This is a genomic window from Agrobacterium sp. LMR679 (assembly GCF_027157905.1).
GTDB classification, from domain to species: Bacteria; Pseudomonadota; Alphaproteobacteria; order Rhizobiales; family Rhizobiaceae; genus Agrobacterium; species Agrobacterium leguminum.
The window spans coordinates 2,164,176-2,189,595 of record NZ_JAPVOJ010000002.1; the positions used below are offsets into that span (position 1 = coordinate 2,164,176).

General features: G+C 60.6%; 27 protein-coding genes. 7 read left to right on the forward strand and 20 right to left on the reverse strand.

Features of this window, described 5'->3' with window-relative positions:
• Positions 1 to 3 precede the first annotated feature (3 nt).
• From rarD to alr, 14 genes are all read right to left on the reverse strand, one after another.
• The gene (rarD, locus tag O3W47_RS21235) at positions 4 to 912 is read right to left on the reverse strand and encodes an EamA family transporter RarD (RefSeq protein WP_080817298.1); all 909 of its coding nucleotides are present in this window, start codon (positions 910 to 912) and stop codon (positions 4 to 6) included.
• 216 nt (positions 913 to 1,128) lie between these two features.
• Positions 1,129 to 2,085 carry a prolyl aminopeptidase gene (pip, locus tag O3W47_RS21240; RefSeq protein WP_137003231.1) on the reverse strand — a complete coding sequence of 319 codons (957 nt, stop codon included), beginning with the start codon at positions 2,083 to 2,085 and terminating at the stop codon, positions 1,129 to 1,131.
• Complete coding sequence (locus O3W47_RS21245) at positions 2,082 to 2,567, reverse strand: GFA family protein (RefSeq protein ID WP_269314549.1); 486 nt, start codon at positions 2,565 to 2,567, stop codon at positions 2,082 to 2,084. Before O3W47_RS21245 ends, pip begins: the two co-directional genes overlap by 4 nt.
• Complete coding sequence (locus tag O3W47_RS21250; RefSeq protein ID WP_137003234.1) at positions 2,564 to 3,028, reverse strand: GFA family protein; 465 nt, start codon at positions 3,026 to 3,028, stop codon at positions 2,564 to 2,566. Before O3W47_RS21250 ends, O3W47_RS21245 begins: the two co-directional genes overlap by 4 nt.
• The gene (locus tag O3W47_RS21255) at positions 3,028 to 3,501 is read right to left on the reverse strand and encodes a GFA family protein (RefSeq protein WP_137003236.1); all 474 of its coding nucleotides are present in this window, start codon (positions 3,499 to 3,501) and stop codon (positions 3,028 to 3,030) included. Before O3W47_RS21255 ends, O3W47_RS21250 begins: the two co-directional genes overlap by 1 nt.
• Positions 3,498 to 3,866, reverse strand: a complete 369-nt coding sequence (locus O3W47_RS21260; RefSeq protein WP_269314550.1) for an endonuclease domain-containing protein — start codon at positions 3,864 to 3,866, stop codon at positions 3,498 to 3,500. The genes O3W47_RS21255 and O3W47_RS21260 overlap by 4 nt, the downstream gene beginning before the upstream one ends.
• A gap of 249 nt (positions 3,867 to 4,115) precedes the next feature.
• Entirely contained in the window at positions 4,116 to 5,501 is a 1,386-nt protein-coding gene (gene cysS, locus O3W47_RS21265) for a cysteine--tRNA ligase (protein WP_269314551.1), read from the reverse strand.
• A 217-nt stretch (positions 5,502 to 5,718) separates the two neighbouring features.
• Positions 5,719 to 6,477, reverse strand: coding sequence for an SDR family NAD(P)-dependent oxidoreductase (locus tag O3W47_RS21270; RefSeq protein WP_262535071.1), 759 nt, complete (start codon positions 6,475 to 6,477; stop codon positions 5,719 to 5,721).
• A gap of 145 nt (positions 6,478 to 6,622) precedes the next feature.
• Entirely contained in the window at positions 6,623 to 8,131 is a 1,509-nt protein-coding gene (gene purF / locus O3W47_RS21275) for an amidophosphoribosyltransferase (RefSeq protein ID WP_269314552.1), read from the reverse strand.
• A 139-nt stretch (positions 8,132 to 8,270) separates the two neighbouring features.
• A complete protein-coding gene (locus O3W47_RS21280) occupies positions 8,271 to 8,858 on the reverse strand; it encodes a CvpA family protein (RefSeq protein WP_035261832.1) in 588 nt (195 codons plus the stop codon).
• An 89-nt stretch (positions 8,859 to 8,947) separates the two neighbouring features.
• Positions 8,948 to 10,354: a DNA repair protein RadA gene (gene radA / locus O3W47_RS21285; RefSeq protein WP_003520708.1), complete on the reverse strand. Its 1,407-nt coding sequence runs from the start codon at positions 10,352 to 10,354 to the stop codon at positions 8,948 to 8,950.
• Between the two features lie 6 nt (positions 10,355 to 10,360).
• Positions 10,361 to 10,702, reverse strand: coding sequence for a type II toxin-antitoxin system RelE/ParE family toxin (locus O3W47_RS21290; RefSeq protein ID WP_236774926.1), 342 nt, complete (start codon positions 10,700 to 10,702; stop codon positions 10,361 to 10,363).
• The gene (locus O3W47_RS21295; protein WP_127757618.1) at positions 10,668 to 10,937 is read right to left on the reverse strand and encodes a type II toxin-antitoxin system ParD family antitoxin; all 270 of its coding nucleotides are present in this window, start codon (positions 10,935 to 10,937) and stop codon (positions 10,668 to 10,670) included. Before O3W47_RS21295 ends, O3W47_RS21290 begins: the two co-directional genes overlap by 35 nt.
• A 65-nt stretch (positions 10,938 to 11,002) precedes the next feature.
• Positions 11,003 to 12,178 carry an alanine racemase gene (gene alr, locus O3W47_RS21300; protein ID WP_127757617.1) on the reverse strand — a complete coding sequence of 392 codons (1,176 nt, stop codon included), beginning with the start codon at positions 12,176 to 12,178 and terminating at the stop codon, positions 11,003 to 11,005.
• Positions 12,179 to 12,264: 86 nt separating this feature from the next.
• Between alr and O3W47_RS21305 the strand changes: the two genes are divergently transcribed.
• The 4 genes from O3W47_RS21305 (at position 12,265) to O3W47_RS21320 (ending at position 16,146) form a co-directional block, all read left to right on the forward strand.
• Positions 12,265 to 13,122, forward strand: a complete 858-nt coding sequence (locus O3W47_RS21305; protein ID WP_167857034.1) for an AraC family transcriptional regulator — start codon at positions 12,265 to 12,267, stop codon at positions 13,120 to 13,122.
• 137 nt (positions 13,123 to 13,259) lie between these two features.
• On the forward strand, positions 13,260 to 13,964 hold the full coding sequence (locus O3W47_RS21310) for an AzlC family ABC transporter permease (RefSeq protein ID WP_127757616.1): 705 nt from the start codon (positions 13,260 to 13,262) through the stop codon (positions 13,962 to 13,964).
• Positions 13,961 to 14,263 carry an AzlD family protein gene (locus O3W47_RS21315; RefSeq protein ID WP_127757615.1) on the forward strand — a complete coding sequence of 101 codons (303 nt, stop codon included), beginning with the start codon at positions 13,961 to 13,963 and terminating at the stop codon, positions 14,261 to 14,263. Before O3W47_RS21310 ends, O3W47_RS21315 begins: the two co-directional genes overlap by 4 nt.
• 188 nt (positions 14,264 to 14,451) lie before the next feature.
• Entirely contained in the window at positions 14,452 to 16,146 is a 1,695-nt protein-coding gene (locus O3W47_RS21320) for an ABC transporter ATP-binding protein (protein ID WP_174023862.1), read from the forward strand.
• A gap of 66 nt (positions 16,147 to 16,212) precedes the next feature.
• Here O3W47_RS21320 and O3W47_RS21325 read toward each other — a convergent pair whose 3' ends face one another.
• Complete coding sequence (locus tag O3W47_RS21325; protein WP_003520716.1) at positions 16,213 to 17,709, reverse strand: replicative DNA helicase; 1,497 nt, start codon at positions 17,707 to 17,709, stop codon at positions 16,213 to 16,215.
• A 312-nt stretch (positions 17,710 to 18,021) separates the two neighbouring features.
• Between O3W47_RS21325 and O3W47_RS21330 the strand changes: the two genes are divergently transcribed.
• The 3 genes from O3W47_RS21330 to O3W47_RS21340 are packed head-to-tail and all read left to right on the forward strand — an operon-like array spanning position 18,022 to position 21,309.
• Positions 18,022 to 18,477 carry a MarR family winged helix-turn-helix transcriptional regulator gene (locus tag O3W47_RS21330; RefSeq protein ID WP_003520717.1) on the forward strand — a complete coding sequence of 152 codons (456 nt, stop codon included), beginning with the start codon at positions 18,022 to 18,024 and terminating at the stop codon, positions 18,475 to 18,477.
• On the forward strand, positions 18,474 to 20,222 hold the full coding sequence (locus O3W47_RS21335) for an MFS transporter (RefSeq protein WP_269314553.1): 1,749 nt from the start codon (positions 18,474 to 18,476) through the stop codon (positions 20,220 to 20,222). Before O3W47_RS21330 ends, O3W47_RS21335 begins: the two co-directional genes overlap by 4 nt.
• Before the next feature lie 19 nt (positions 20,223 to 20,241).
• Positions 20,242 to 21,309: an HlyD family secretion protein gene (locus O3W47_RS21340; RefSeq protein WP_269314554.1), complete on the forward strand. Its 1,068-nt coding sequence runs from the start codon at positions 20,242 to 20,244 to the stop codon at positions 21,307 to 21,309.
• A 252-nt stretch (positions 21,310 to 21,561) separates the two neighbouring features.
• On the opposite strand, the gene rplI is transcribed toward O3W47_RS21340, so the two are convergent.
• The 5 genes from rplI to O3W47_RS21365 form a co-directional block, all read right to left on the reverse strand.
• Positions 21,562 to 22,137 (reverse strand): 50S ribosomal protein L9, encoded by a 576-nt coding sequence (rplI, locus tag O3W47_RS21345; protein WP_003520720.1) that lies wholly within the window; start codon positions 22,135 to 22,137, stop codon positions 21,562 to 21,564.
• Between the two features lie 14 nt (positions 22,138 to 22,151).
• On the reverse strand, positions 22,152 to 23,126 hold the full coding sequence (locus O3W47_RS21350) for a DUF2232 domain-containing protein (protein WP_080852341.1): 975 nt from the start codon (positions 23,124 to 23,126) through the stop codon (positions 22,152 to 22,154).
• Between the two features lie 189 nt (positions 23,127 to 23,315).
• Positions 23,316 to 23,564, reverse strand: coding sequence for a 30S ribosomal protein S18 (gene rpsR, locus O3W47_RS21355; RefSeq protein WP_003502063.1), 249 nt, complete (start codon positions 23,562 to 23,564; stop codon positions 23,316 to 23,318).
• A 16-nt stretch (positions 23,565 to 23,580) separates the two neighbouring features.
• The gene (rpsF, locus tag O3W47_RS21360; protein ID WP_269314555.1) at positions 23,581 to 24,042 is read right to left on the reverse strand and encodes a 30S ribosomal protein S6; all 462 of its coding nucleotides are present in this window, start codon (positions 24,040 to 24,042) and stop codon (positions 23,581 to 23,583) included.
• A gap of 292 nt (positions 24,043 to 24,334) precedes the next feature.
• On the reverse strand, positions 24,335 to 25,378 hold the full coding sequence (locus O3W47_RS21365) for an aldo/keto reductase (protein ID WP_269314556.1): 1,044 nt from the start codon (positions 25,376 to 25,378) through the stop codon (positions 24,335 to 24,337).
• Positions 25,379 to 25,420: the final 42 nt, after the last annotated feature.

The window sequence follows — 25,420 nt, forward strand, 5'->3', positions numbered from 1 at the left end:
GGATTACCGCTTGAGCCGCAGCAGGCTGGAGCCGGTATAGATCGCCAGCGCCACCCAGATCATCGCAAAGGCCGCCATGCGCACCATGTCGAACGGCTCCTTGAAGATGAAGATGGCGATGAGGAAGATCATCGTCGGCGCGATATATTGCATGATGCCGATGGTCGACAGCCGCAGCAGTTTCGCGCCATTGCCATAGAGGATGAGCGGCACGGCCGTGATGAGCCCGCTTGCCGCCAGAAGCCAGGTATCGGCGGAATTGCCGCCCATGAAATGCGCCTGTCCGTTGAAGGCAAGCCAGATCATCACCAGCACGGCGGGAATGGACAGAAGCATGACTTCCAGCAGGAAGCCCTGCGTCGCGCCAATCGGCAAGGTCTTGCGGAAAAAGGCGTAAAAACCCCAGGACACGGTGAGTGCGATGGACACCCAGGGCAGGCTGCCCGCATGCCAGGTGAGGATGGCCACCGCCAGCGCCACGAGGCCGATGGCGGCGATCTGGGCCGGATAAAGCTTTTCCTTGAGGAGAACCGCACCAAGGAAAATGCTGAACAGCGGATTAATGAAATAGCCAAGCGCGGCATCGAGCGCGCGGCCTGCGCCGATCGCCCAGATATAGACACCCCAGTTGATGCTGATGAGGATGGCCGTCAGGCTGGCCATGGCCAGCATCTTGGGGGTTCTGAGCGCGGTTCTGATTTCCGCCGTGCGTCCGAGCGCAATCAGCACGACCGCCGCAATCGGCACCGACCAGACGACGCGATGGACGATGACCTCGATCGGCGAAATATGCGCAACCGCCTTCATGTAAAAGGGAAGGAACCCCCAGAGCAGATAAGCGGAAAGCGCGAAAGCGAAACCGCGCGCGCTGTCGCCGCCCTCCTGGGCCGGGAGCGATTTGTCGAGTGCCATGGGGAGTACCGCCAATTGTTCGGATGGGGATTTATAACGGATCGCCACAGCAGCGGCCAATTCATTTCCGTGAAGGGTTCATGAGAAAAACTGCATGAATAAAAGGCGCGCTGCCCTTGAAATGGGCTGCCCCGCGACGGGAGGAAATGATCCGCGCAGGAAGCCCTGCGTGAATCATTGTCTTATCCGTCCGTTACAAGGCGCTGAAAGGACTGGTTATTTCCCGGCGAAACGGTCGTTGGCGCGAATCAGTCGGTCAAGAATGCCCGGCTCGCTCATCGCATGTCCGGCCGCCTCGATGATGTGGAAATCCGCCTTCGGCCAGGCCTTGGCCAGTTGCCAGGCATATTTCAGCGGGCAGGGCATGTCATAGCGCCCATGCACGATGACGCCGGGGATATCCCGGAGTTTGCCGGCGTCTCGCAGCAATTGCTCTTCCTCCAGCCAGCCGCCATTGACGAAGAAGTGGTTCTCGATGCGGGCGAAAGCGATGGCGTATTTGTCCTCGCCAAAATCCTCGATCCGGTCGGGATCGCTAACGAGCGAGATGGTCGCCCCTTCCCACTGGCTCCATGCCTTGGCGCATTCGAGCTTCTTCGCCTCGTCGGTGCCGGTGAGATAGCGGTTATAGGCCTGCATCATCTCGCCGCGTTCGGCTTGCGGGATGGGCGCGATGAATTTTTCCCACTGATCCGGATACATTTCGGAAACGCCGAACTGGTAATACCAGTCCAGTTCCGGCCTGGTGACAGTATAAATGCCGCGCAGAACCAGCTCGCTGACACGCTCGGGATGGGTCTCGGCATAGGCGAGCGCCAGCGTCGAGCCCCAGGAGCCGCCGAAAACCAGCCATTTTTCGAAACCGCAAAGTTCACGCAGCCTTTCGATATCGGCAACCAGATGCCATGTGGTGTTGGCTTCAAGCTCCGCATGCGGCGTGGAGCGACCGCAGCCGCGCTGATCGAACAGGATGACATCGTAAAGGGCCGGATCGAAAACACGGCGATGCGTGGGATTGACGCCGCCGCCGGGGCCACCATGCAGAAAGACTGCAGGCTTTGCACCGCGTGTGCCCACTCGTTCCCAATAGATCGTGTGGCCGTCGCCGACATCGAGCATGCCGGTCTCGAAAGGTTCGATCTCGGGGTAAAGGCCGCGCAATTCTTCGGTCATGGGTCATCATCCTTCGCTGGCCATTCGGCCGTATCATGGTCCGGGTGCTGGTAATTGTTCACCCGAGGGGGAGGGCTATCCGTTGCAGGTTCCGGCTCGACCGGCAAGCCATCGAGTGCGCCGAACCAGTGCATTTTGCCGGTGAGATTGGATTGCGCCTCGGGCCTTACCCGCTGCGGCTCGTCCAGCGAACCGAGGGCGATATTGATGAAGTCGGCACCCGGCATGTCGTAGAACAGCGGCGTGCCGCATCGGCCGCAGAAGCCGCGACGCACGTGATCGGAGGACTGGAACCACGCCGCTTCGCCGCGGGTCATTTCAAACTGCGTAAGCGCGCTTGCGGCAAGCGGCATGAAATAATTGCCCGATGCCTTCTGGCACATGCGGCAATGGCATAGATGCGGATAACGAAGACCGCCCCCTATCCGATACCGCGCTGCGCCGCATTGGCATCCGCCGCTGAAACCCTCGGTTTCGCTCATGCGCGACCGTCTTCCGGCGGCCAGACCTGCGTGTCGTGATCCGGGTGCTGATAGGAGGTGATCTCCGCCTCGTCCACGCCCTGTTCCACGGCCGGTTTGCCGAACAGCTGCTCGATCCACGGCATCCGCTTGTGGAAATTGACCTGCACCTGCGGTTCGATCAGCTCGGGCTCATCGAAAGCACCGATGGCGATCTCCACGCCGCCGGGATAATGATAGGTCAGCGGCGTGCCGCATTTGTTGCAGAAACCGCGATGGATTTTTGCCGAGGAGCGGAAGAGGGCAGGCTGGCCGCGCGTCCAGGTCAGATGCGCCTGATCGGCGCTGACCAGCGCGCCGAAGAAATTGCCGAAATGTTTCTGGCACATGCGGCAATGGCAGATGGAGGCCCGGCCGAGCTTGCCCGCATGGAAACGCACGGCGCCGCACTGGCAACCGCCGGAAAATCCCGCTTCGCTCATCATCTGTTCTCCGGTGGCCAGTTTTCGGTGTCGTGGTCGGGATGCTGGTAGGAAACCAGATCTGCGAGATAGTCCACCTGCGTCAGGTCGTCCTCGGTGGCAACGGCAGGCAGCGTGTGAAGCGTGTCGACGAAATCGATCTTGCGTTCAACGCCCCACTGAATGGTCGGCGGCAACGCGGCCGGATCGTCAAAAGCCCCCGCCGCCACCGCCACACCGTCAGGCGCTTCATAGGTGAGCGGCGTTCCGCACTCGGGACAGAAACCGCGCTTGACGACGCTGGATGACTGGAAACGTTTCGGCTCTCCCCGGGTCCATTCAAACTGCACGCCGCGCACCGAAACCAGTGGCGCGTAATAGGCCCCGAAAGCCTTCTGACACATGCGGCAATGGCAGATGGAACTGTCTTTCAGTTCGCCGATAGCGCGAAAACGGATCGCGCCGCACTGGCATCCGCCTGTATATGTCGTCATGGTCGGTCCTCCTTCACCGTTCGGATAATGTGGAGACAGACATTGTCTATGTCTCTGAGGATATCCTCGTTCCAGAAACGGAGGACTGTCCAGCCGAGTTCCTTAAACGTGCGTGTTCTCTCTTGGTCATAGGCTGCCGCAGCGTCGTCCGCGTGCTGAAACCCGTCCAGTTCGACAATGATCTTATGCGAGGGGCAAGCGAAATCAACGATATATCCGGCGACCGGCAGCTGGCGTCTGAAAGACATGCCGTCAAGGCGGTGAGCGCGGACGGCGTTCCAGAACTTCAGCTCTGCGTCGGTCATGGCCTTTCGCATCTGCCGGGCATACGCGCGGTGTTTTAGCTCAACCTTGGCATGGGGCATGAGGATGCTCGCGGCTTGAAGGGGTGCCGTGAGATTGGGGCATGGTGTGGGTGAAAGCAAGGGCGTGTCGTGGGGTTTACCCCCTCTGCCCTGCCGGGCATCTCCCCCTCAAGGGGGAGATCGATCTGTGGCGCGGCCTTTGCCCATCTCGACGCTGAAGAGTGAAGTTAAGGTAGCGCCTCCTGCCGATCTCCCCCTTGAGGGGGAGATGCCCGGCAGGGCAGAGGGGGTGAGCCTCGAATGCGGAGCCTACCGCTTCAACTCCCACGTCGTCGTCCGCTCGCCCGTCTCCTTGTCCTTGCCATCCTTCAGCTGAATGCCCTTCTCGGAAAGCTCGTCGCGAACACGATCCGCCTCCGCAAAGTTCTTCGCCTTCAGCATCTCGAGCCGCAATTGCACCAGCGCATCGACGGCCGAAACGATGGCCTCATCCATTTCCGCCTTCTTCGGCAGGACACCCAGCAGGGCGGCACTCGCCGCAAAGGCGGGCAGCCTCGATGGGTCCAGATTGGCGGCGTGGGCCAGCGCGTGCAGCGCCTGCACGGCGGCAACCGTGTTGAGATCGTCGGCAAGCACTTCGAGCACGGTTTCATCCGGCGCAGCATCGGAGGCTTCCGCCGCCGGCCATTTGGCAAGCAGACGTTCGGCCTCTTCCAGACGCTTCACCGAAAAATCGATCGGCTCGCGATAATGCGTCATCAGCATGGCAAGGCGCAGAACCTCGCCCGGCCATTTCCGGCCGCCGAATTTCTCCGTGTGCAGCAATTCGTAGATCGTCACGAAGTTACCCTCGGACTTCGACATCTTGCGGCCTTCCACCTGCACGAAGCCGTTATGCATCCACACATTGGCCATGACATGCGTGCCGTTGGCGCAGCGCGATTGCGCGATTTCGTTCTCATGGTGCGGGAAAATGAGGTCGAGCCCGCCGCCATGAATATCGAAGACCTCGCCGAGATATCGGCCGGACATGGCCGAGCATTCGATGTGCCAGCCCGGACGGCCGCGACCCCAGGGGCTTTCCCAGCCCGGTTCGTTGTCCGAGGACAGTTTCCACAGCACGAAATCGCCAGGGTTCTTCTTGTGGGCTTCCACCGCCACGCGCGCGCCCGCCTGCTGCTCGTCCAGCGGCCGCTTGGAAAGCTGGCCGTAATCGGCCATCGAGCGGGTATCGAACAGCACCTCTCCGCCGGCCGTATAGGCATGGCCGCGGGCGATCAGCTTCTCGATGAGGTCGATCATCTCCGCGATGTAGTCGGTGGCGCGCGGTTCGACGGTCGGCGGAAGGCAGCCGAGCGTGGCCACATCCTCATGGAACTGGTCTGCGGTCTTTTTCGTCACCGCGTGAATGGCGTCATTCAGCGGCAGATGCGGATAATCCCTCAGCGCCCGCGCGTTGATCTTGTCGTCGAGATCCGTGATGTTGCGGGCATAGGTCACATGGGTCTCGCCATAGACGTGGCGCAGCAGCCGGTAGAGAACATCGAACACGATGACCGGGCGCGCATTGCCGATATGGGCAAAATCATAGACCGTCGGACCGCAGACATACATGCGCACATTGTCAGCGTCGATCGGCGCAAATTCCGCTTTTTCGCGTGTGAGTGTATTGTGAAATTTCAGGCGCAAGGACATGCGGCAGTTCCCTAAAGGCAGAATATTATCCTGGCCGGAACGTTTATCTTTCTTGACCTTGCGGGAGACGAAAACGATCTGGCCGGTGGCGAACCAGCAAAAAAAATCTCAGCAGCAGGTGCAGATCATCGTTCTCATGTCTTGCTTTATGGCGCGGCGGTGCGGCCCGGTCAAGAGCAACCGTGGTGGCCGCACCGCCGCTCCGAGCGGAAAATATTCACTCCGGCTGGCGGTAATCCACGAATTTTCCCTCGCGCACGAGGAAGAGTTTGCCGGTTTCGGTCAGATCGGGCGAGGCGAGCGGAAGAATGGCTGCGGCCACCTCCGATGGATGCGGCACGGTGGCCGGGTCTTCGCCGGGCATGGCCTGCGCACGCATCGCCGTGCGTGTCGCACCGGGATTGATGCTGTTGACGCGAAGCGCGCTCTTCTGCGTTTCCGCTGCCCAGGTGCGGGCCAGCGCTTCGACTGCCGCCTTAGAGGTGGAATAGACACCCCAGAAGGGGCGACAGCTATGGGCGGCGCCCGAAGACAGGATCAGTGCGCGGCCGGCATCCGATTTCAGAAGCAGCGGCTCGACCGAACGGATCAGCCGCCAGGTGGCGGTGACGTTGATGTTCATGACCCTTTCGAAGACTTTCGCCTCGATATGGCCAACCGGCGAGATGACGCCGAGAACGCCGGCATTGGCAACCAGAATATCGAGCTTGCCCCAGCGCTCGAAGATATTCGCGCCCAGCGCATCGATGGCTTTCATGTCGGAGAGATCGAAGGGAACCAGCGTCGCCGTGCCGCCGACAGCCTTGATGGCGTCGTCCAGCTCCTCAAGGCCGCCCACCGTGCGGGCGCAGGCGATGACATGCGCGCCGGCCCTGGCGAGTTCCAGCGCCGTGAAATAGCCGATGCCGCGCGAAGCGCCGGTAACGAGAGCGATGCGGCCCTTGAGATTGATGGTCCCCTTCAGATCGATAGTCATTGTCTCCCCCGAAATGATTGCGCTTCCTTCTACGAAGCGCCGCTGGCCTTTCGCAAGCGATCATATCGTCGCATGCGAGGGCCTGAACAAAAGGCAAGAAAAAAGCGGCCACCGGAAGCCGGATGGCCGCTTTGTGTAAGGCGTATCAGCCGTTGCTAGCCAGCATGGAAATCTTGCTGCCCATCGCCTCGCCATTCTGGTCGAGAAGGCGGGTCGGATAGTCGCCGGTGAAATAATGGTCGGTGAATTGCGGACGGGCCGGGTTGCGGTTTTCGCCGCCCACCGCACGGTAAAGCCCGTCGATGGACAGGAAGGCCAGCGAATCGGCACCGATATATTTCGCCATCGCCTCGACATCGGCGTATTGGTTGGCGAGCAGCTTGTCTGCGTCCGGCGTGTCGATGCCGTAGAAATCCGGATGGAAGATCATCGGGCTGGCGACGCGGATATGAACTTCCTTGGCGCCCGCCTCGCGGATCATCTGCACGATCTTCACCGAGGTCGTGCCGCGCACGATGGAATCGTCCACCAGCACCACACGCTTGCCTTCGATCATCGCCCGGTTGGCCGAATGCTTCAGCTTGACGCCGAAAGCGCAGATCTGCTGTGTCGGCTCGATGAAGGTGCGGCCGACATAATGGTTGCGGATGATGCCGTATTCGAAAGGAATACCGCTTTCCTGCGCAAAACCGAGTGCTGCCGGCGTGCCGCCATCGGGAACCGGGACAACGACGTCGGCTTCCAGCGGCGCTTCCTTGGCAAGGTTCATGCCCATGTTCTTGCGCGTCGTGTAGACGTTGCGGCCGCCGACGACGGAATCGGGGCGGGCGAAATAGACATATTCGAACAGGCAGAGGCGCTCCGGCTGCGGCTTCGAAGGCTTGCGCGCATCGATGGTGATCGAACCGTCCGGCTGGATTTCGCAGATGATGACTTCGCCGTTTTCAACGTCGCGGACGAACTTCGCACCGATGATGTCGAGAGCGCAGGTTTCCGAGCAGAAGATCGGCTTGCCATCAAGCTCGCCCATGACCAGCGGGCGGATGCCGATAGGATCGCGGGCGGCGATCAGCTTGGTGCGGGTCATCGCCAGCATCGAATAACCGCCTTCCATCTGGCGGATGGCGTCGATGAAGCGATCGGCGGTGGAGGAGTGGCGCGAGCGGGCGATGAGGTGAAGGACGACTTCGGTATCCGACGTCGACTGACAGATGGCGCCGGTGGCGATGATCTGGCGGCGCAGCGTCAGGCCATTGGTGAAATTGCCGTTATGGGCAATGGAAATGCCGCCTTCTTCCAGCTCGGCAAACAGCGGCTGCACGTTGCGCATCGCCACTTCGCCTGTCGTCGAATAACGGGTGTGGCCAATGGCGATGGAGCCGGGCAGGCGGGCAAGGGTTGCCGGATCGGTATAATGATCGCCGACGAGGCCCATATGGCGTTCCTGATGGAAGCGCTTGCCATCGAAGGAGACGATGCCCGCCGCTTCCTGGCCGCGATGCTGAAGCGCATGCAGGCCGAGAGCGGTCAGCGCCGAGGCGTCGGCATGGCCGAGAATGCCGAACACGCCGCATTCTTCATGCAGCGTGTCGCCGTCGATCTCTTCCTTGAAAGTGGCCCCAGGGAACGGGGAATGCGAAAGCGGCTCAATCATCCGGCTTGCCCTTGCTCTCTACCGAGAAAAAAAGAAAGACCTCTCCGGTGAGTATTTCCCCCGGTCGGTCCGTCTGTGTCGTGCTTGATATTTAGCACAAATAGCGCGCCTTGCATGCATTGCAAGGCGCACCCTCGTGTCAATTATTCGTTGCCGGCGGATTTGTTGCCGGCACATCTTCCGCAGGCGCCTGCGTGGCTGCCGGCTCCTGTGGTTTTCCGAGGATGCGGGCGCGGATCTGCGGCTCGATATCGTCAGGCAGAACCGCTTCCAGCTTGCCCACCAGCCCGTCGAGGAAGGGCTTGGACTTTGCCTGTGTGACCCATTCCGGCTGCGTCTTCACATCCACCAGCCAGTTCCAGAAGGCGACCGCGACGACCAAAAGCAGAATGCCGCGCGCCGCGCCGAACAGGAAACCGAGCGTGCGATCCAGCGCGCCGATGCGGCTGTCGATGATGAAATCGGCAATGCGCGAGGTGATGAAGGAAATCACGATCAGCGAAACGAGGAAGACCACGCCTGCCGAACCGGCAATGGCGATCTTGTCGTCATCGGTATAGTTGCGCGCATAGGGCAGCAGGACCGGATAGAGATAATAGGCGGCGGCGACCGAACCGCCCCAGCTCGCAATCGACAGAATCTCGCGTGAAAAACCGCGCACCATTGCAAGAAGGGCGGAGAAAAGAACAACGGCGATGACGATGCCGTCGAAAATTGTAATGGGCATATACCAACTCCGGAGGTGCGACGCCTTGTCAGACGCTGCCTTGCCAATTTTGCGATCCTCTTACACCACTGTTTCCCTTGGCGAAAGGATCAATATTCGTCGTCCTCAACCTGTTTGAACCGGTTGCCGGAGCCGGCGATGCGGGCCACGAGGTCCGGAAGGCTTTCGATTTCCGTCCAGCGCCCCTTGCCGCCTTTCGGCAATTCAGCCGAAGCAGAAGGCAGAAGTGCGGCGGAAAAGCCGAGTTTTTCAGCTTCTTTCAATCGCTGGCCCGTATGCGAGACCGGCCGCACCGCGCCCGACAGGCTGATTTCGCCGAAATAAACACAATCGGCGGGCAGGGCAAGACCGGCAAGCGAGGAAACGAGCGCCGAGGCAATCGCCATATCGGCGGCCGGTTCGGAAATACGGTAGCCGCCGGCAACATTCAGATAGACATCATGCTGGCCGAGCTTCACGCCGCAATGGGCCTCCAGTACGGCCAGAATCATGGCAAGGCGGGAACTGTCCCAGCCGACCACGGCACGACGCGGCGTACCCAGCGAAGTGGCGGCGACCAGCGCCTGCACCTCGACAAGCACGGGCCGCGTGCCCTCGATGCCGGCAAAAACCGCAGCACCCGGCGACTTTTCGTTGCGCTCGCCGAGAAACAGTTCGGAGGGGTTGGAGACTTCCCGTAGACCGCGATCCGACATTTCGAAAACGCCGATTTCATCAGTTGGCCCGAAGCGATTCTTGACGGTGCGCAGGATGCGATGGTGATGTCCGCGGTCGCCTTCGAAGTAAAGCACGGCATCGACCATGTGCTCGACCACGCGTGGACCGGCGATCTGGCCCTCCTTGGTGACGTGGCCGACGAGCACCATGGTCGCCCCGGTCTGTTTGGCAAACCGGATCATCGCCTGCACGCCGGTGCGCACCTGTGTCACCGTGCCGGGGGCGGAATCGGCCGTATCGCTCCACAGCGTCTGGATGGAATCGATGATGACGAGATCGGGCCGTTTGCCTTCGGAGATCGTCGCCAGAATATCCTCGACATTGGTTTCCGCCGCCAGCAGCACATCGGTTTCCGCAGCCCCGAGACGCTGCGCGCGCAGACGCACCTGCGCCACCGCCTCTTCGCCCGAGACATAGATGATGCGATGCCCGCGCCGCGAAAGGGCCGCTGCGGCCTGCATGAGGAGCGTCGACTTGCCGATGCCCGGATCACCGCCGATCAGAACCGCCGAACCGCGCACGAAACCGCCGCCGGTCGCCCGGTCCAGCTCGCTGATACCGGTCGGGATACGCGGCGCCTCCTCGATTTCACCGGAAAGCGAGGTGAGCGTGACGGGCCGGCCCTTCTTGGGCGTCTTGCCCGGCCCGGAGCCGATGCCGCCCATCGGGTCTTCCTCGACGATGGTATTCCATTCGCCGCAGCCTTCGCATTTTCCCGCCCAGCGGGTGTGAACCGTGCCGCAGTTCTGGCACACGAATTGGGTCTTGGCTTTTGCCATCTTCTATCAGTTTTCTTCTTGTTTGAAATGGTCGGCGGAGATGTCTTGGTGGCCGTGAAGCACGCGCATCACAGTAAGCTCGCTATCGCTGACACGAAAGAAAATCACGCGCTCCCGGTACGCAATACTACGAATTCCAACGCCGTATCCGCTTCTTGAAACGCCGGTCAAACCAAGTGCCGCCGTCGATTCAATTTTATTGTAGATATCAAGAACGAGGCGATCGGCAGCAAGGGGATTTTCAGCCTCGATATAGGCATGATCGTCAACGAGATCGCGCCTTGCCCTCGTGGTCCATACAGGGATCCGAATCTTAATGATCGATCCCCGTTTTTTGTTGCGCAGCAACGCGTTTGATATCGCTCAGGAAGTCGTCCTGGGAGGCATAACGGTGAACCCGTCCGGCTTCTGCATCATCAATGCCCTCCTGAATCAGCAATTTAAGTGCGGCTCTTTTGCCTTCATCACTGCTCAACAATTGCAGGCTCGCATGAATAACCGCGTCCGCATCGCTGTAGATGCCCGCCGCCACCTGCTCCTCGATGAACTTCTCGTCCTGCTCGCTCAAATGGATTTCGGGCATTTCGATCTCCTTTTGTTCTCTTCTAGCACAGGTCACCGCAGCTTTCCAAGGGCTAAAGGCGCGGCTCAGTCGTCGGCCATCAGATATTGCCGTTCGTAACGCAGGCCAAGCCCCGTCAGCATCTCGTAGCCGATGGTGCCGGCCGCCCGCGCGGTCTCGTCGACGGGCACACTGGGACCGAAAAGCTCGATATAGTCGCCAGCACGGATGGCATTGGCCGGAACATCCGTCACGTCGAAAATGGTGAGGTCCATGGTCACGCGGCCGGCTACCGGCACCCTGTGGCCGTTGACGACGCCATAAGCGCCGCCATGGCCCATTTCGCGCAGCGGAATGCCGGAACCGGAAAGCGAACGCTGGTATCCATCCGCATAACCCACGGAAGCGATGGCAAGGCGGCTGGCGCGCTTCAGCAGGAAAGTGCCGCCATAACTCACGGTCTGGCCTTCGCCCGCTTCGCGAATCTGGATGATCCGCGCTTCGGCCGTGGCGACGGGACGCATCGGGTTTGCCATGCCGTTGACCGCTTCGCCCCCATAAAGGGCGATGCCGGGGCGAGTGAGATCGAAATGATAGTCCGAGCCGAGGAAGATACCGGCGGAAGCCGACAGGCTTGATTCGATGCCTTCGAAAGCGGCGCTAACCTTTCGGAATGATTCGAGCTGGACCCTGTTCATCGGCGAGGAGGGTGTGTCGGCGCAGGCGAGGTGCGACAGCACCAGAACCGGGTCGAAACTTGCCGGCCGCGTCACGTCGTCAGCCAGAAACAGCGCGTCGTCGAGGGGCAGACCGAGGCGGTTGAAGCCCGTATCCACATGCAGCGCGCAGGGGTGATCGCCCCGCTCGGCAACCGTCGCCATCCAGAAGGACAGCTGTTCCTCGGAGGCCAGAACCGGCACCAGATCATTGTCGAAAACCTGGCGTTCCTGGCCCTGCCATATGCCTGACAGCACGAAGATACGCGCTTCCGGGGCATAGGAACGCAGGGTCGCACCCTCGGCCACAGTCGCCACGAAGAAATCGCGCGCGCCGGCATGGTAAAGCGTCGCCCCGCAATCCTCGATACCGAGACCATAGGCATCGGCCTTGACGACAGCCGCCGTCCGCGCCCTGCCGGAACGCCTCTTCATGTCCCGCCAATTATCGGCGAGCGCGCCGAGATCGACGGTCAGCCTCAGCGGTGCGTGCTCGAAAATGTCGGTTTCGTTTTCGGGAAAGCTGTCTTCGAAGTCGTCTGTCATGCCATGCGTCCGGTTGATCTTGAACCGGTTTGGACCCTAGCACTTTTGTTCAAGACGGTAAGGATGGAATGTTTTAAACTCACGCTATGCACAATGTTTCGCAGGAACAGGCCATAGATGTCATGCCGATTGCGACGACGGAAACCACCCGTTTCTGGCGTGACAGGCGTTTTGGCGGCATGGAGTGCCTGAGCGCGACTTTTCTGACCCATGAATATTCGCCGCATGCGCATGACACCTTCTCGATCGGCGCCATCGAAAGCGGTTCGCAGATTTCCACCATTCAGGGCACCACCGAGCAGACGGGGCCGGGGCATCTTTATCTCATCAACCCGGATGAGGTTCACGATGGCGCACCGGGTGGCGGCGGTTATCGCTATCGGATGATCTATCCCGATATCGTCTTGCTGCGCGATATTATCGAGGATGTGACGGGCAGGGCCTTTCACGGCACGCCGTCCTTCCCAAGATTTCTGCCGCGCGATCCGCAGATGGCGGCCGCCTTCCAGATGGCGCATCGGCGGCTGGAGGAGAAATCCGGCGCTCTGGAGGCGGATGAGGGCATGTTCTCGGTTCTCGCCGCCCTGTTCGGCAGGCACGGCAGCGCCATTATCCTGCCCGTCGAAACACGGGAGAAAACGGCGGTTTATACCGCCCGCGACTATCTTTCCGACAATTACGAGACCGATATCGGCCTGGAGGAACTGGCCTCCATCGCCGGTCTCAGCCGCGCGCACCTCATCCGCGCTTTCAGGAAAGAGTTTCACATCACCCCGCATGCCTATCTGACGGATGTGCGCGTCCGCAGGGCGCGCCGGCTTCTGCGCGCCGGCGAGATGCCGGCCGAGGTAGCGGCAATGTGCGGTTTTGCCGACCAGGCGCATTTCACCCGGCATTTCAAGGCCCGCACCGGTGTCACACCGGGGCAGTTCCGGGTGGCCTGAGTTCAAAGCCCGCATTTCCGTTCGGAAATGCGACAAAAGAAAAGCGACGCTTCAGCAGAAAACCGCCTGACGTCACTTTCGTTCAAGACCGAATAATGTCGCAAGCGTAATCCCTCTCCTTCGAAAGGGAGAACGCGATGTCGATATCGGGAAAAGGCGCGGAATTCAGCGCGGGATTGCGGGCCGCCGCGCCATTGCTGGTCGCCATGGTGCCGATTGGCGTGGTGTTCGGCGCTGTCGCCATCGGCAAGGGCCTGTCGCCGCTCGAAGCCTCGCTGATGTCGTTGCTGGTCTTTGCCGGCGGCTCGCAATTCGTGGCGATGGATTTATGGACGCATCCGGCAAGCTGGAGCGCGCTCGGCTTTGCGGCGCTGCTGGTCAATCTGCGCCATGTGCTGATGAGCGCCTCCATAGCCGGCAAGCTGGAGGATTTCAGGGGCTGGCGCAAATGTGCCGCCATGCTGGTGCTGACGGATGAATCCTGGGCATTGTCCGAATTCCGCGTCATCGCCGGCAGGCTGACGGCGGCCTTTTTCACCGGTGCTGCGCTGTCGATCTATCTCGTCTGGAACCTTGCAACTCTTGCCGGCGCGCTGCTCGGTTCGGTGGTGGGGGATATGTCGGTCATCGGTCTGGATTTCGCCTTTCCCGCCGTCTTCATCGTGCTGCTCATGGGGTTCTGGAAGGGCAGGGAAACCGGCTTCGTGCTTCTGGCAAGCGCCGCCGCCGCCTGTCTCACCCACGCACTGGTTCCCGGCGCCTGGTATATCGCCGCCGGCGCGCTGGCGGGTCTCGCCGTCGCCGCCTTTGGCCACGAGGAACAGGCGGAGCAGCCGGCATGACGCTCGACCCGAATACGCTGCTGACAATTCTTGCCATGATGGCGGCAACCGTCGCCACGCGCCTTGGCGGCCTGTTGCTGGTCACTCATTTTACGCTGACACCACGCCTGAAAAAGGCGCTCGGCGTGGTGCCGCCCGCCGTCCTGATGGCCGTGGTGACGCCGACGGCGCTCGCCAGCGGACCGGCGGAAACCATCGCCTGCGCGGTAACCGCCATCGCGGCGCTGCGCCTCAGCCTCCTGCCAGCCGCAACGCTCGGTGTTGCTGCCGTGGCGCTGCTGCGCGGAATCGGATTGTGAGACAATCCGGTCAAACCGTTGAAAAGACTCCTCCCTTGGGAACAGAACGGGCGGGACAGGGCGAAAACCCGTTCCATGCGCACTATTGAATGTGAACTGAGGACGATAGTCCGGACTTGAGCAAGCGCTTCCAAGCCGTTATCCAGTGCCTGCCGTATCTTTCAAGCAGCGCCGGGCGGGAGAGAGTGATGACAGGCAATCGCGAAGTTGCATTCGGACCGCTTTCCCGAATCTATGCCGAAGACCTGAAGACGTCATGGCCATCCATCACCTTTTTGCTGCTGACGATCCTGCTCGGGTCTGTTCTCGCCACCGCCGGGCCTTACGTGTTTTCCCGCCTGATCGACGATCTGCCGGATGCGCCGCTGCAATGGATGCTCGGTTTTTCGCTCTATGCGGGCCTGACGGCGCTGGCGACGGGTATTCAGCGCTCCACGCAATATATGTCGGTCATCCATTCGGAGCGGCTGGAATATGTCGCGACCACGCGCTTCTTCGAGCGCATCGTCCATAAAAAACCGTCGTTCTTCAACGATCACAACCCGGCGGAAATTCAGGCTGCGCAGACAAGGGGCGCTTCGGCCGCCTCGGCGATCATGCAGATCGGCCTTATTTATTTCGTGCCGGGCATCGCCACGTTCCTGTTCAGCACCCTGTTGCTGGGAACGGTCCTCAGTGCGGATCTGGTCGCCATCGTCGTTGTTTACGGCGCGGCCTTCATCGCGCTCACGCTCGCTTCGAACCGCCTGACCACGCCTTTTCTGGAAAAGGCTATCGAAGCCGGGCAGGAGAATGCCGGTTTTGTCGGAAACGCCATCGGCATGATCGAGCCTTTGCGGCACACGGGCAGCACGGCGTGGATGAAGCGTCGCTTTGCGGATAATGCGGGCTCTATCTATCGCAACTGGCGGCTTTATTCCCTGCGCCGGATCGGCTTCGTCTTCACCATCTCGCTCGCACTCGCCATGCAGATGGTCATCGGCTTTTATCTCCTGTTGCCACGTTACGAGGCGGGAGCCCTGTCGATAGGCGATATCGTTCTCTTCAACACGCTTCTGCTTCAGCTCAACATGCCTTTTGAACTGATCGGGCAATCGATCAGCGAGGCGGTCCGATCCTTCGCCCACTTCGCGCCCTATGCCCGCATGTGGAATGCGCCGGAAGAGGAGGAACCGCCCCATGCCAACCCGCTGCGGCTATCGGGCAAAGCGATAGAATTCGACGATGTGGGGTTTCGCTACGAAAACGCTCGCGGCGTCGAAGGCGTTTCTTTCACTGCAACGCCGGGGCGTCTGACCTTCATTACCGGCGAGACGGGTTCCGGCAAATCGACACTCTTCCGGCTTCTGCAGAAAACCATGGCGCCGCAATCGGGTCGTATCACCATCGATGGCACCGATCTGACCGCAATCGGCCGCGACGACTGGTTTGCCGTTGCCGGCATCGTTCCGCAGGAGGTGCAATTGCTGAACGATACGTTGCGCAGCAATGTCGTGCTCGGGCGGGTGCTGGATGAGGAAAAACTGCGCCGCTCGGCCGAGCGCGCCGCGATACTCGACAGGATAGAGGCGATGCCGGAGGGTTTCGACACGATTGTCGGGGAAAGGGGCCTGAAGCTTTCCGGCGGCGAGCGTCAGCGGGTTGCGATTGCCCGTGCGCTTTACGGTGAACCGTCCATTCTGCTGCTTGATGAGGCAAGCTCGGCGCTGGACGAGGAGACGGAGCGGGAAATCATGGACCAGTTAAGACGGGTCGACAGCGATATCACCATCATCGCCATCACCCACCGCCAGAGCAGCATCCGCGCCGGCGATCAGGTCATTGCATTGCCGAGCGGTACAATCGATGAATCGGCTTCTGAGGTGTCAGTCCCAAGCCATTGAAAAGATTCCGCCCCATCCTGAAGCAGGACGGGGCGTTTTTTTATCGATAGCCGGCGTTGCTGCGCCTCAATGTTCTTCGTACTGGCTGAAGCTCGGATCGGCCAGATCCGTAAAGCGGGTGAATTCGGACTGGAAGGCGAGCTTCACCGTGCCGGTCGGTCCGTGACGCTGCTTGGCGATGATGACGTCGGCCGTGCCTTTCACCTTGTCGAACAGGGCTTCCCATTCGGCATATTTGGGATCGGAAATATCGCGCGGCTCCATGTTCTTGACGTAATATTCCTCGCGGAACACGAAAAGCACCACGTCGGCGTCCTGCTCGATGGAGCCGGATTCACGCAGGTCGGAAAGCTGCGGGCGTTTGTCTTCGCGGCTTTCCACCGCACGGGAGAGCTGTGACAGTGCGATGATCGGAACGTTGAGTTCCTTGCCGAGCGCTTTCAGACCCGTGGTGATCTGGGTGATTTCCTGTACGCGGTTTTCGCCGCTCTTGCCGGAGCCGGTCATCAGCTGAACGTAGTCGACCACCAGAACATCGAGGCCGCGCTGGCGCTTCAGGCGGCGGGCGCGGGCGGAAAGCTGCGCAATCGAGATACCACCGGTCTGGTCGATGTAGAGCGGCACCTTCTGCATCATCTGGGAGCAGGCGACGAGCTTTTCGAAATCGGCCTCGGTAATGTCACCGCGGCGGATTTTCGAGGAAGACACTTCGGTCTGCTCGGAAATGATACGGGTGGCGAGCTGTTCGGACGACATTTCGAGCGAGTAGAAGCCGACGACGCCGCCGTTTTTCGCCTTGTACGACCCGTCCGGCTGCACTTCCTGCTCATAGGATGCGGCGATATTGTAGGCGATGTTGGTCGCAAGCGAGGTCTTGCCCATACCCGGACGACCGGCAAGCACGATAAGGTCGGAACGCTGCAACCCGCCCATGCGGGCGTCGAGCGAATGAATGCCGGTGGAAATGCCGGAGAGATTGCCGTCGCGTTCGAAGGCGGCGCCCGCCATGTCGATCGCCAGCGCTACGGCATCGTTGAACGACTGGAAGCCGCCATCGTAACGGCCGGTTTCCGCCAGCTCGAACAGGCGGCGTTCGGTGTCCTCGATCTGCGCCTGCGGCGGCATGTCGAGCGGCGCGTCATAGGCGATGTTGACGACATCCTCGCCGATCTGGATCAGCGCGCGGCGCAGCGCCAGATCGTAGATCGCGCGGCCGTAATCTTCCGCGTTGATGATCGATACGGCTTCCGCCGCCAGACGTGCGAGATACTGCGCCACCGTCAGATCGCCGATCTTGTCGTCGGCGGGCAGGAAGGTCTTGATCGTCACCGGATTGGCGGTCTTGCCCATGCGGATGATATCGCCCGCCACCTCGAAAATCTTGCGGTGCAGCGGTTCGTAAAGATGCACGGGCTTCAGAAAGTCCGACACGCGGTAATAGGCGTCGTTATTGACGAGGATGGCGCCGAGCAGCGCCTGTTCGGCCTCGATGTTGTTCGGCGCTTCGCGGTAGTGCGGTTCCGCCGGTTGCGCGGGGGTGATCTTTCTCACAGCGTCGTTCATGGTTTGCGCGATCTCCCTTTGCCTTTGTCCTTGAACCTCGGGTTTGGCTTCCTGGGGCATGGCAGTCAATGATAATGTTGCAACACTCTATGGCAGGCTGACGTCCGCTCTGCGAAGCTCGATCACTTCTTCAGTTGTCCCCAGCAATCCACAGGCGGGTTGAGGACAAGGCGCCGGATCCCTCCGGCAAGGTGATTCGCTGCCATGAGTTTATCGCATGGCAGACCCGGCGTGAAAGAAACTTGAAAATCGTCAGTCTTACGAATAAATAGGCAGAAAATAAGTAGTGTGCTAATTATAAGGCTTGCTGACATGTCCCGCGAGACCGACAAGGAACAGCTTCTGGATGAAGTCTCCGCCTTCACCCGCAAACTGCGCGCGTTTTTCGATGCGCGGGTGGGGGAGAGCGGGCTGACGCTTGCACGGGCGCGCGCTCTTTTTGCGCTCTCGCGTCGTGGACCGCTGACGCAGACCGAGCTTGCCGAGGAAATGGAAATCGAAACGCCGACGCTGGTGCGGGTGCTCGATGGCATGGAGAAACAGAACCTCATCGAACGCCGTTCCGATGAGAACGACCGCCGCGCCAAACGCATCCACATGACGGCGGAAGGGGAAAAAACCTCCGAGACGGTGCAGGCGATGGCGAAATCGCTGCGCTCCGAGATTGCCGCCGATATTTCCTCGCAGGAACTGGCCATGGCGCTTGATGTCATGCGCCGGCTTTCGGCAAATCTGCAAAATCTGGCGGCGGGGAGGGCGCAATCGTGAGCACCCTCATACCGCAAACCGCTGACAAGGCCGTTTCCCAGGATGCCGAAGGGACCGCCAAACCCGCCGACCTTCCGGAAGAGGCAGCGACGCCGATGAGCGCTTCCGGCACGGGCGAAGCCGTGTCGGAACCTGCCGCTGCCGCCGCACCTCAGCCCGTTGAGCGGCCGCTCTGGTTGCGGCTGTGTTTCATCTTCGCTGGCCTGTCGTTCTTCATCACGCAAGGCCTGGGCATGAACCTCGTCATGGCCAATATCTACCAGTTGCAGGGCGAGTTTTCCGCCACCGTGGCCGAGGTCGCCTGGCTCTCCGCCGCCTATATGGCGCCCTATGCCACCTTTTCCATCGCGTTGTTCAAGGTCCGGGCGCAATATGGCCTGCGGCCCTTTGCCGAAGTTTCGATTATCGTGTTTGTCGTCGCTTCCTGTCTCAACCTGTTCGTGACAGACCTGCATTCGGCAATCGTTATCCGTTTTGTCAGCGGCATGGCAGCCGCACCGATCTCGTCGCTCGGCTTTCTCTATATTCTGGAGGCCTTTCCGCCTGCGCGGAAATTCTCGCTCGGTTTCAGCATAGCGCTGACGGGCACGTTGCTGTCAGCGCCGCTCGCGCGCATCGTCTCGCCATCCCTCTTGGAAATCGACGGCTGGAATGCGCTCTATTCCATGGAAGTGGGATTCGCGCTGATCGCTTTCGCCATGATCTATGTGCTGAAAGTCACCCCGCCGCCGCGCGCGAAAGTTATCGAGCGCATGGATATTCTGAGCTATCTCTTGTTTGCAGGTGGTCTCGGCTGTCTGGCGGTCATGCTCACGCTCGGCCGGTTCTACTGGTGGTTCGAAACCTGGTGGCTGGGCGTCCTTCTGGCGACGTCGATCGCACTTCTGACCCTCATGGCTTTCATCGAATTGCCGCGCAAGAACCCGCTGCTGGACCTGCGCTGGATTTTCTCGAAAACCAACCTGCACATTATTGCGGTCCTGCTCGTCTACCGTGCGGTTTCCTCCGAGCAATCTTCAACGGCGGTCAGCTTTTACCAGCAACTCGGCCTGCTGAACGAACAGACGACGACACTTTATGCACTTGTGCTGTTGGCGACTATTCTCGGCGGTGCGGCCTGTGCGTGGCTGATGCTCACGAAATACGTCGATACCGCCCACGTGATTGCGCTGGCGCTGATCGCTGCCGGTTCGTTCATGGATAGCCAGTCCAACAATCTGACGCGGCCGGGTGAGATGTATCTCAGCCAGATGATGATTGCCTTTGGCGCGGCCATGTTCCTGCCGCCCGTCATGGCCAAGGGTTTTGCCGCCGCTCTGGCCCGGGGTGCGCCCTATCTGGTGAATTTCATTACCATCTTCCTGTTCACGCAGATTACCGGTTCGATGCTGATGACCGGCCTGCTCGGCAGTTTCGTGACGCTGCGGGAGAAATTCCACTCCAATATTCTGGTGGAAAATATCCTGCTCACCAATCCCGTGGTCGCCCAGCGCGTCTCGCAGCTTTCCGGCGCTTACAGCCATGTCATCACCGATCCGGCATTGCTGAAGGCCGAGGGGCTGTCGCTGCTTGGCCAGCAGGTCAGCAGGGAGGCCTATGTGCTTGCCTATAATGACACGTTCCTGCTGATCTCCGTCGTCTCTGCGCTGGCGCTGGCCACGCTTTTGATCCACCTTGCATGGCTGCGCATCCGCCCTTTCCTTTTCCGGGAAGAAATCGATGCCGCACCGGCACCACAGTCTTGAACATTCCAAGAGTGACAAAATGCTGAAGAAGTTTTTTACCCCCGTTTCCATTCTCGTGCTGCTCGGCGGTCTCGCCGGCGTGGCGCTGGTGCTTTACGCCTGGCGGCTGCCGCCGTTCCTTTCCACCGTCGAAATGACCGACAACGCCTTCGTGCGTGGTTATGTCACGACGATGAGCCCGCAGGTGAGCGGCTATGTGGTGGACGTGCCGGTGAAGGACTATCAGGAGGTCAGCCAAGGTGCGCTGCTGGCGAAGATCGATGACCGCATCTACCGCCAGAAGCAGGCGCAGGCGGAAGCAACGCTCGATACGCAGAAGGCGGCACTCGATAATTCCCGCCAGCAGGAAAATGCGGCCAATGCCAATATTCTTTCCAGCCAGGCGGCGGTCGACAGCGCCCAGGCCTCGCTGAAACAGGCGCAGCTCGCATCCGACCGTCAGGATAATCTCATCAAGAGCGGTGTGGGAACCTCCAGCCTCCAGGAAGAGGCCCATGCCGCGCTCGAAAAGGCGCGGGCGTCGCTCTCGCAGGCCAAGGCGGCGCTTGAGGTTTCGCGGCAGGATCTGCAAACCATCATCGTCAACCGCAGCTCGCTGCAGGCGGCCGTCGCCAATGCTGAAGCGTCGGTCGAACTTGCCCGGATCGACCTTGCCAATACCGAAATCCACGCGCCCGTGGATGGCAGGCTCGGCGAAGTCGGCGTCCGCACCGGCCAATATGTCACCGCCGGAACGCAACTGATGGCTGTCGTGCCGCATGATGTCTGGGTCATCGCCAATTTCAAGGAAACCCAGCTTGCGGGCATGCAGGTGGGCCAGCCGGTGACGATCTCCGTGGATGCCCTGCATCGCCGCAAGCTTACCGGCCATGTGGAACGGTTCTCGCCCGCCACCGGCTCGGAATTCGCCGTCATCAAGCCGGATAATGCGACGGGCAATTTCGTAAAGATCGCCCAGCGCCTCGGCGTGCGGATCGCCATCGATGCCGATCAGCCGCTGACGGCGGAGCTTTCGCCGGGCATGTCGGTGGTGGTGCATGTGGACAAGAGCGTGGCGCCGGAGGGGGCGGAGACGGCGGCGAAGTAGGTTAGGATTGGACGGGCGTGGCTCACCCCCTCTGTCCTGCCGGACATCTCCCCCCAAGGGGGAGATCGGCAAGGCGGGCTTACATCGCCATAATCGCAACGTTGAGATGGCCGAACGGTAGCCACGATTCGATCTCCCCCTTGAGGGGGAGATGCCCGGCAGGGCAGAGGGGGTATTCCTCCGCGAATTCAACCCAACAAAAAACCCCGGATGTCTCCATCCGGGGTTTTCCTTTGACCGTTAAGCCAAATCTTATTCGTCGTCGCCGTCGCGATCGGCTTCCGGATCGAAGAAGTCTTCCGGACGCAGCGCGTCTTCGTCAACGCCGTAGATGGCGTCAGCGGAGGTGAGGCTTTCGCCCTTGGCCTGACGCTCAGCTTCTTCAGCCGAACGGGCAACGTTCAGCTCAACCTGAAGCTCGACTTCGGCATGCAGGTGAAGGGTAACGTTGTGCAGGCCGATGGTCTTGATCGGCGTGTTCAGTTCAACCTGGTTACGGCCGATGTTGAAGCCTTCTGCGCCGAGGATTTCAACGACGTCGCGAGCGGCGACAGAGCCGTAGAGCTGGCCGGTTTCGCCAGCCGAACGGACGACGATGAAGGACTTGCCTTCCAGAGCCTCGGCAACCTTCTGGGCTTCCGACTTGCGCTCGAGGTTACGGGCTTCGAGCGTTGCGCGCTCGGTTTCGAAACGTGCCTTGTTGGCGGCATTGGCGCGCAGCGCCTTGCCCTGCGGCAGCAGGAAGTTACGGGCGTAGCCGTCGCGAACCTTTACGGTTTCGCCCATCTGGCCGAGCTTGTTGATGCGTTCGAGAAGAATGACGTCCATCTTCTTGATCCTTTCTATGGTTTGGTTTCGTTCGTATTGTCGGTTTTCCGCGTCGGAGTAAGAGAGATCGTGCTGCGCACGTCGCTCAGGCCGAACACGAGAATGATGAACAGCGGAAAGACAAAGACCGCCGAGAGATAAGCGAGGATGAGAACCGGCAGCCGCCAGTCCTTTCCACGCGCTCGTTTGTGCAGCGAGGCGTAACCCGCCATCAGGAAGCCCGCGCCGAAGGTGCCGCAGATGACCGCGCCGACCATGGCCGCGACACCGCCGAGGAACATGGCGACGATACCGGCCAGAAAAATGAAGATGGCGTTGCGGTGCATGCGCAGCGCGGAGGCAATATCCTCGCGCGGGCGAAGGCCCTTGCCGAAGGAGCCGACCAGACGCGTCGCGAAATAATAGGCCGCAAACAGAAGGATGACCCACAGACCGCCCTGCACGATCGGCAGCATCAGCACCAGCAGCGATTTCGTCTGGGCGAGCGCCTCGGCATTGGGTTCGAACAGCGGCTCGCGGTTCTGCACCGAGGTCATCATGATATCGACCATGCGGGCGACGAGATCGGGACCGTAACCGATCATCCAGCCGAGAATGACGACGGCGATGGAGACCAGAATGCACAGGTGCAGGACGATGCCGGAGAGCGGATACCAGGCGAGCAGATCATCCGGGCCGCCGAGTTCGGAAGCCGGGCGCGCCAGATTGGCGAGATGCGAAAGCCAGCCCGCCGGGATCAGCGTGAAGATCGCGATGGTCAGCGCAAACAGCGGCGACATGACGAGAGCGCCGATGATGGCCGTGGTGATGATCGCGACGATGGCGGCGCGATTGCCCCAGCCCATGCCGGCGATCAGGATCGGCATGGCGGAACCGGCATAGAGCAGGAAGGAAAAGGACGACTGTGCCGTTGCGCCAAGCGTCAAAAACGCGGCGCATATGCCGGCGAGAACGCCGGTGATCAGCACTGTCTGGTTCAACTTTTGCACTTCGCTGTCCTGCTGAAACGAAAGCAGTTAGAGGATCGCTCCATGGAGCCTCATCCCCAACATGGGTTTTACGGTATCGATCCGCGCCCAACGCGGAAGGATTTGAACTCGCAACCTACTGATTAAAAGTCAGTTGCTTCAAAGGAGATAAAACGAGGCCGCGCCGAGACGCGGCCTCGCTTCAATTCATTACGCTACGACGTAGGGCAGCAGGCCGAGGAAGCGGGCGCGCTTGATCGCCTGGGCGAGTTCGCGCTGCTTCTTCTGGGAAACGGCCGTGATGCGGGACGGAACGATCTTGCCGCGCTCGGAAATGTAGCGCTGCAGCAGACGTACGTCCTTGTAGTCGATCTTCGGAGCGTTGGCGCCGGAGAAGGGGCACGTCTTGCGACGGCGGTGGAACGGGCGGCGTGCCTGGGAAGAGGATGCGTCAGCCATTGGTCAAAACTCCTTCTTATGCACGGTCTTCGCGCGGACGGCGCGGACGGTCTTCGCGGTCGCCGAAGCCACCTTCGCGCGGTGCGCGCGGGCCACGATCTTCACGCGGGCCACGGTCCGGACGGTCGCCATCGCGGCGCGGACGGTCGTCACGGTCGCGCTTCTGCATCATCGCGGACGGGCCTTCTTCGTGGGCTTCGACGGCGATGGTCATGTAGCGAAGAACGTCTTCGTTGATGCGCATCTGGCGCTCGACTTCATGGATGGCGGCCGCCGGAGCGTCGATGTCCATGAGAGCGTAGTGAGCCTTGCGGTTCTTCTTGATGCGGTAGGTGAGGGACTTCAGACCCCAGTTCTCGATGCGTCCGACTTTGCCGCCGAACGATCCGATAACGCCCTTGTACTGCTCGACAAGTGCGTCGACCTGCTGGGCAGAAATATCCTGCCGGGCAAGGAAGATGTGTTCGTAAAGAGCCATTTAAGCTTTGCCTTTCTTGCGTTTCGTCCTTCACCCGGCAACGGCGCTAAGCCTCAACGACTGCTCTTGGGTAAGGCGGTAAGGCCTTGAAGCAAGAAAAGCGTTGTTCGAGACGGTCGAGAGCGGAGACACGGGAGGCCGGAAAAACCTTATGGTTCCTGCTGTTCCGTTACCGGAACCAGCCCTCCGTTCAGCCACCAGCCAATTGGACCGGGTGTTGTGAACAGCGCGCTTATACGCAATTTTGCCCGGAATGCAAGGGCAAGCGGTGAAAAAGCGCGCCGTAGAGCCGTCAGATCGCCATCGGATATTGGCGATGGATCGCCGCAATCCCTTTTAGTACCTCTTCCGACAACGTCACATCCGCAGCCGCAATATCCACCTTCAACTGTTCGATCGTCGTCGCGCCGATGATGGCCGAGGCCATGAAGGGACGTGTCAGGCAGAAGGCGATGGCGAGCTTTGCCGGATCGATTCCATGCTGTGCGGCGAGCTCCAGATAGGCCTTGACCGGCGCTTCCTGAAGCGGCTGCAGGCGGCCGCCGAGGTCTCTGTTGATGGTGCCGCGCGATCCCGCCGGGCGCGCGCCATTCTGGTATTTGCCGGTCAGAAGACCCGCCGCCAGCGGCGAATAGGCGAGCAGGCCGACATCCTCGTGATGGGCGACTTCCGCCATATCGAGATCGAAACTGCGGTAGAGCAGGTTATATTCGTTCTGGATCGTGGCGACGCGCGGCAGGCCGTTGGCCTTGGCGATGTCGATATATTTCTGCGTGCCCCAGGCGCTCTCGTTGGAAAGGCCGATGGCGCGGATCTTGCCGGCCTTCACCAGTTCGCCAAGCGTTTCGAGCTTTTCGGTGATTTCGGCGAGCGTGCGCTGCTTTTCCTGACCGGAGGCGTCGAAGCTCCAGACGCCGCGGAAATGATAGGTGCCGCGGTTCGGCCAGTGAATCTGGTAGAGGTCGATGTAATCCGTCTTCAGGCGCTTGAGGCTGGTATCCACCGCCTCGCGGATGGCGGCAGCGTCGATATCGCGACCGCCGCGAATATAATCGCGTCCCGAACCGGCGACCTTGGTGGCGAGCACGACCTGATCGCGCTTGCCGGTCTTTTCGAACCATGTGCCGATATAATCTTCCGTTCGGCCCTGGGTCTCGGCGGAAACGGGGGTGGTGGGGTAGAGTTCTGCCGTATCGAAGAAATTGACGCCGTTTTCGACGGCGTAATCCATCTGCGCATGCGCGTCGGCTTCGGTGTTCTGCGTGCCCCACGTCATCGTGCCGAGGCAGATTTCAGACACGGAAATATCCGTGCGGCCCAATAGTCTCTGTTTCATGGAAATGTCCCGGTGCTTGGCCAGATAGTTTGGAAGGTGGTG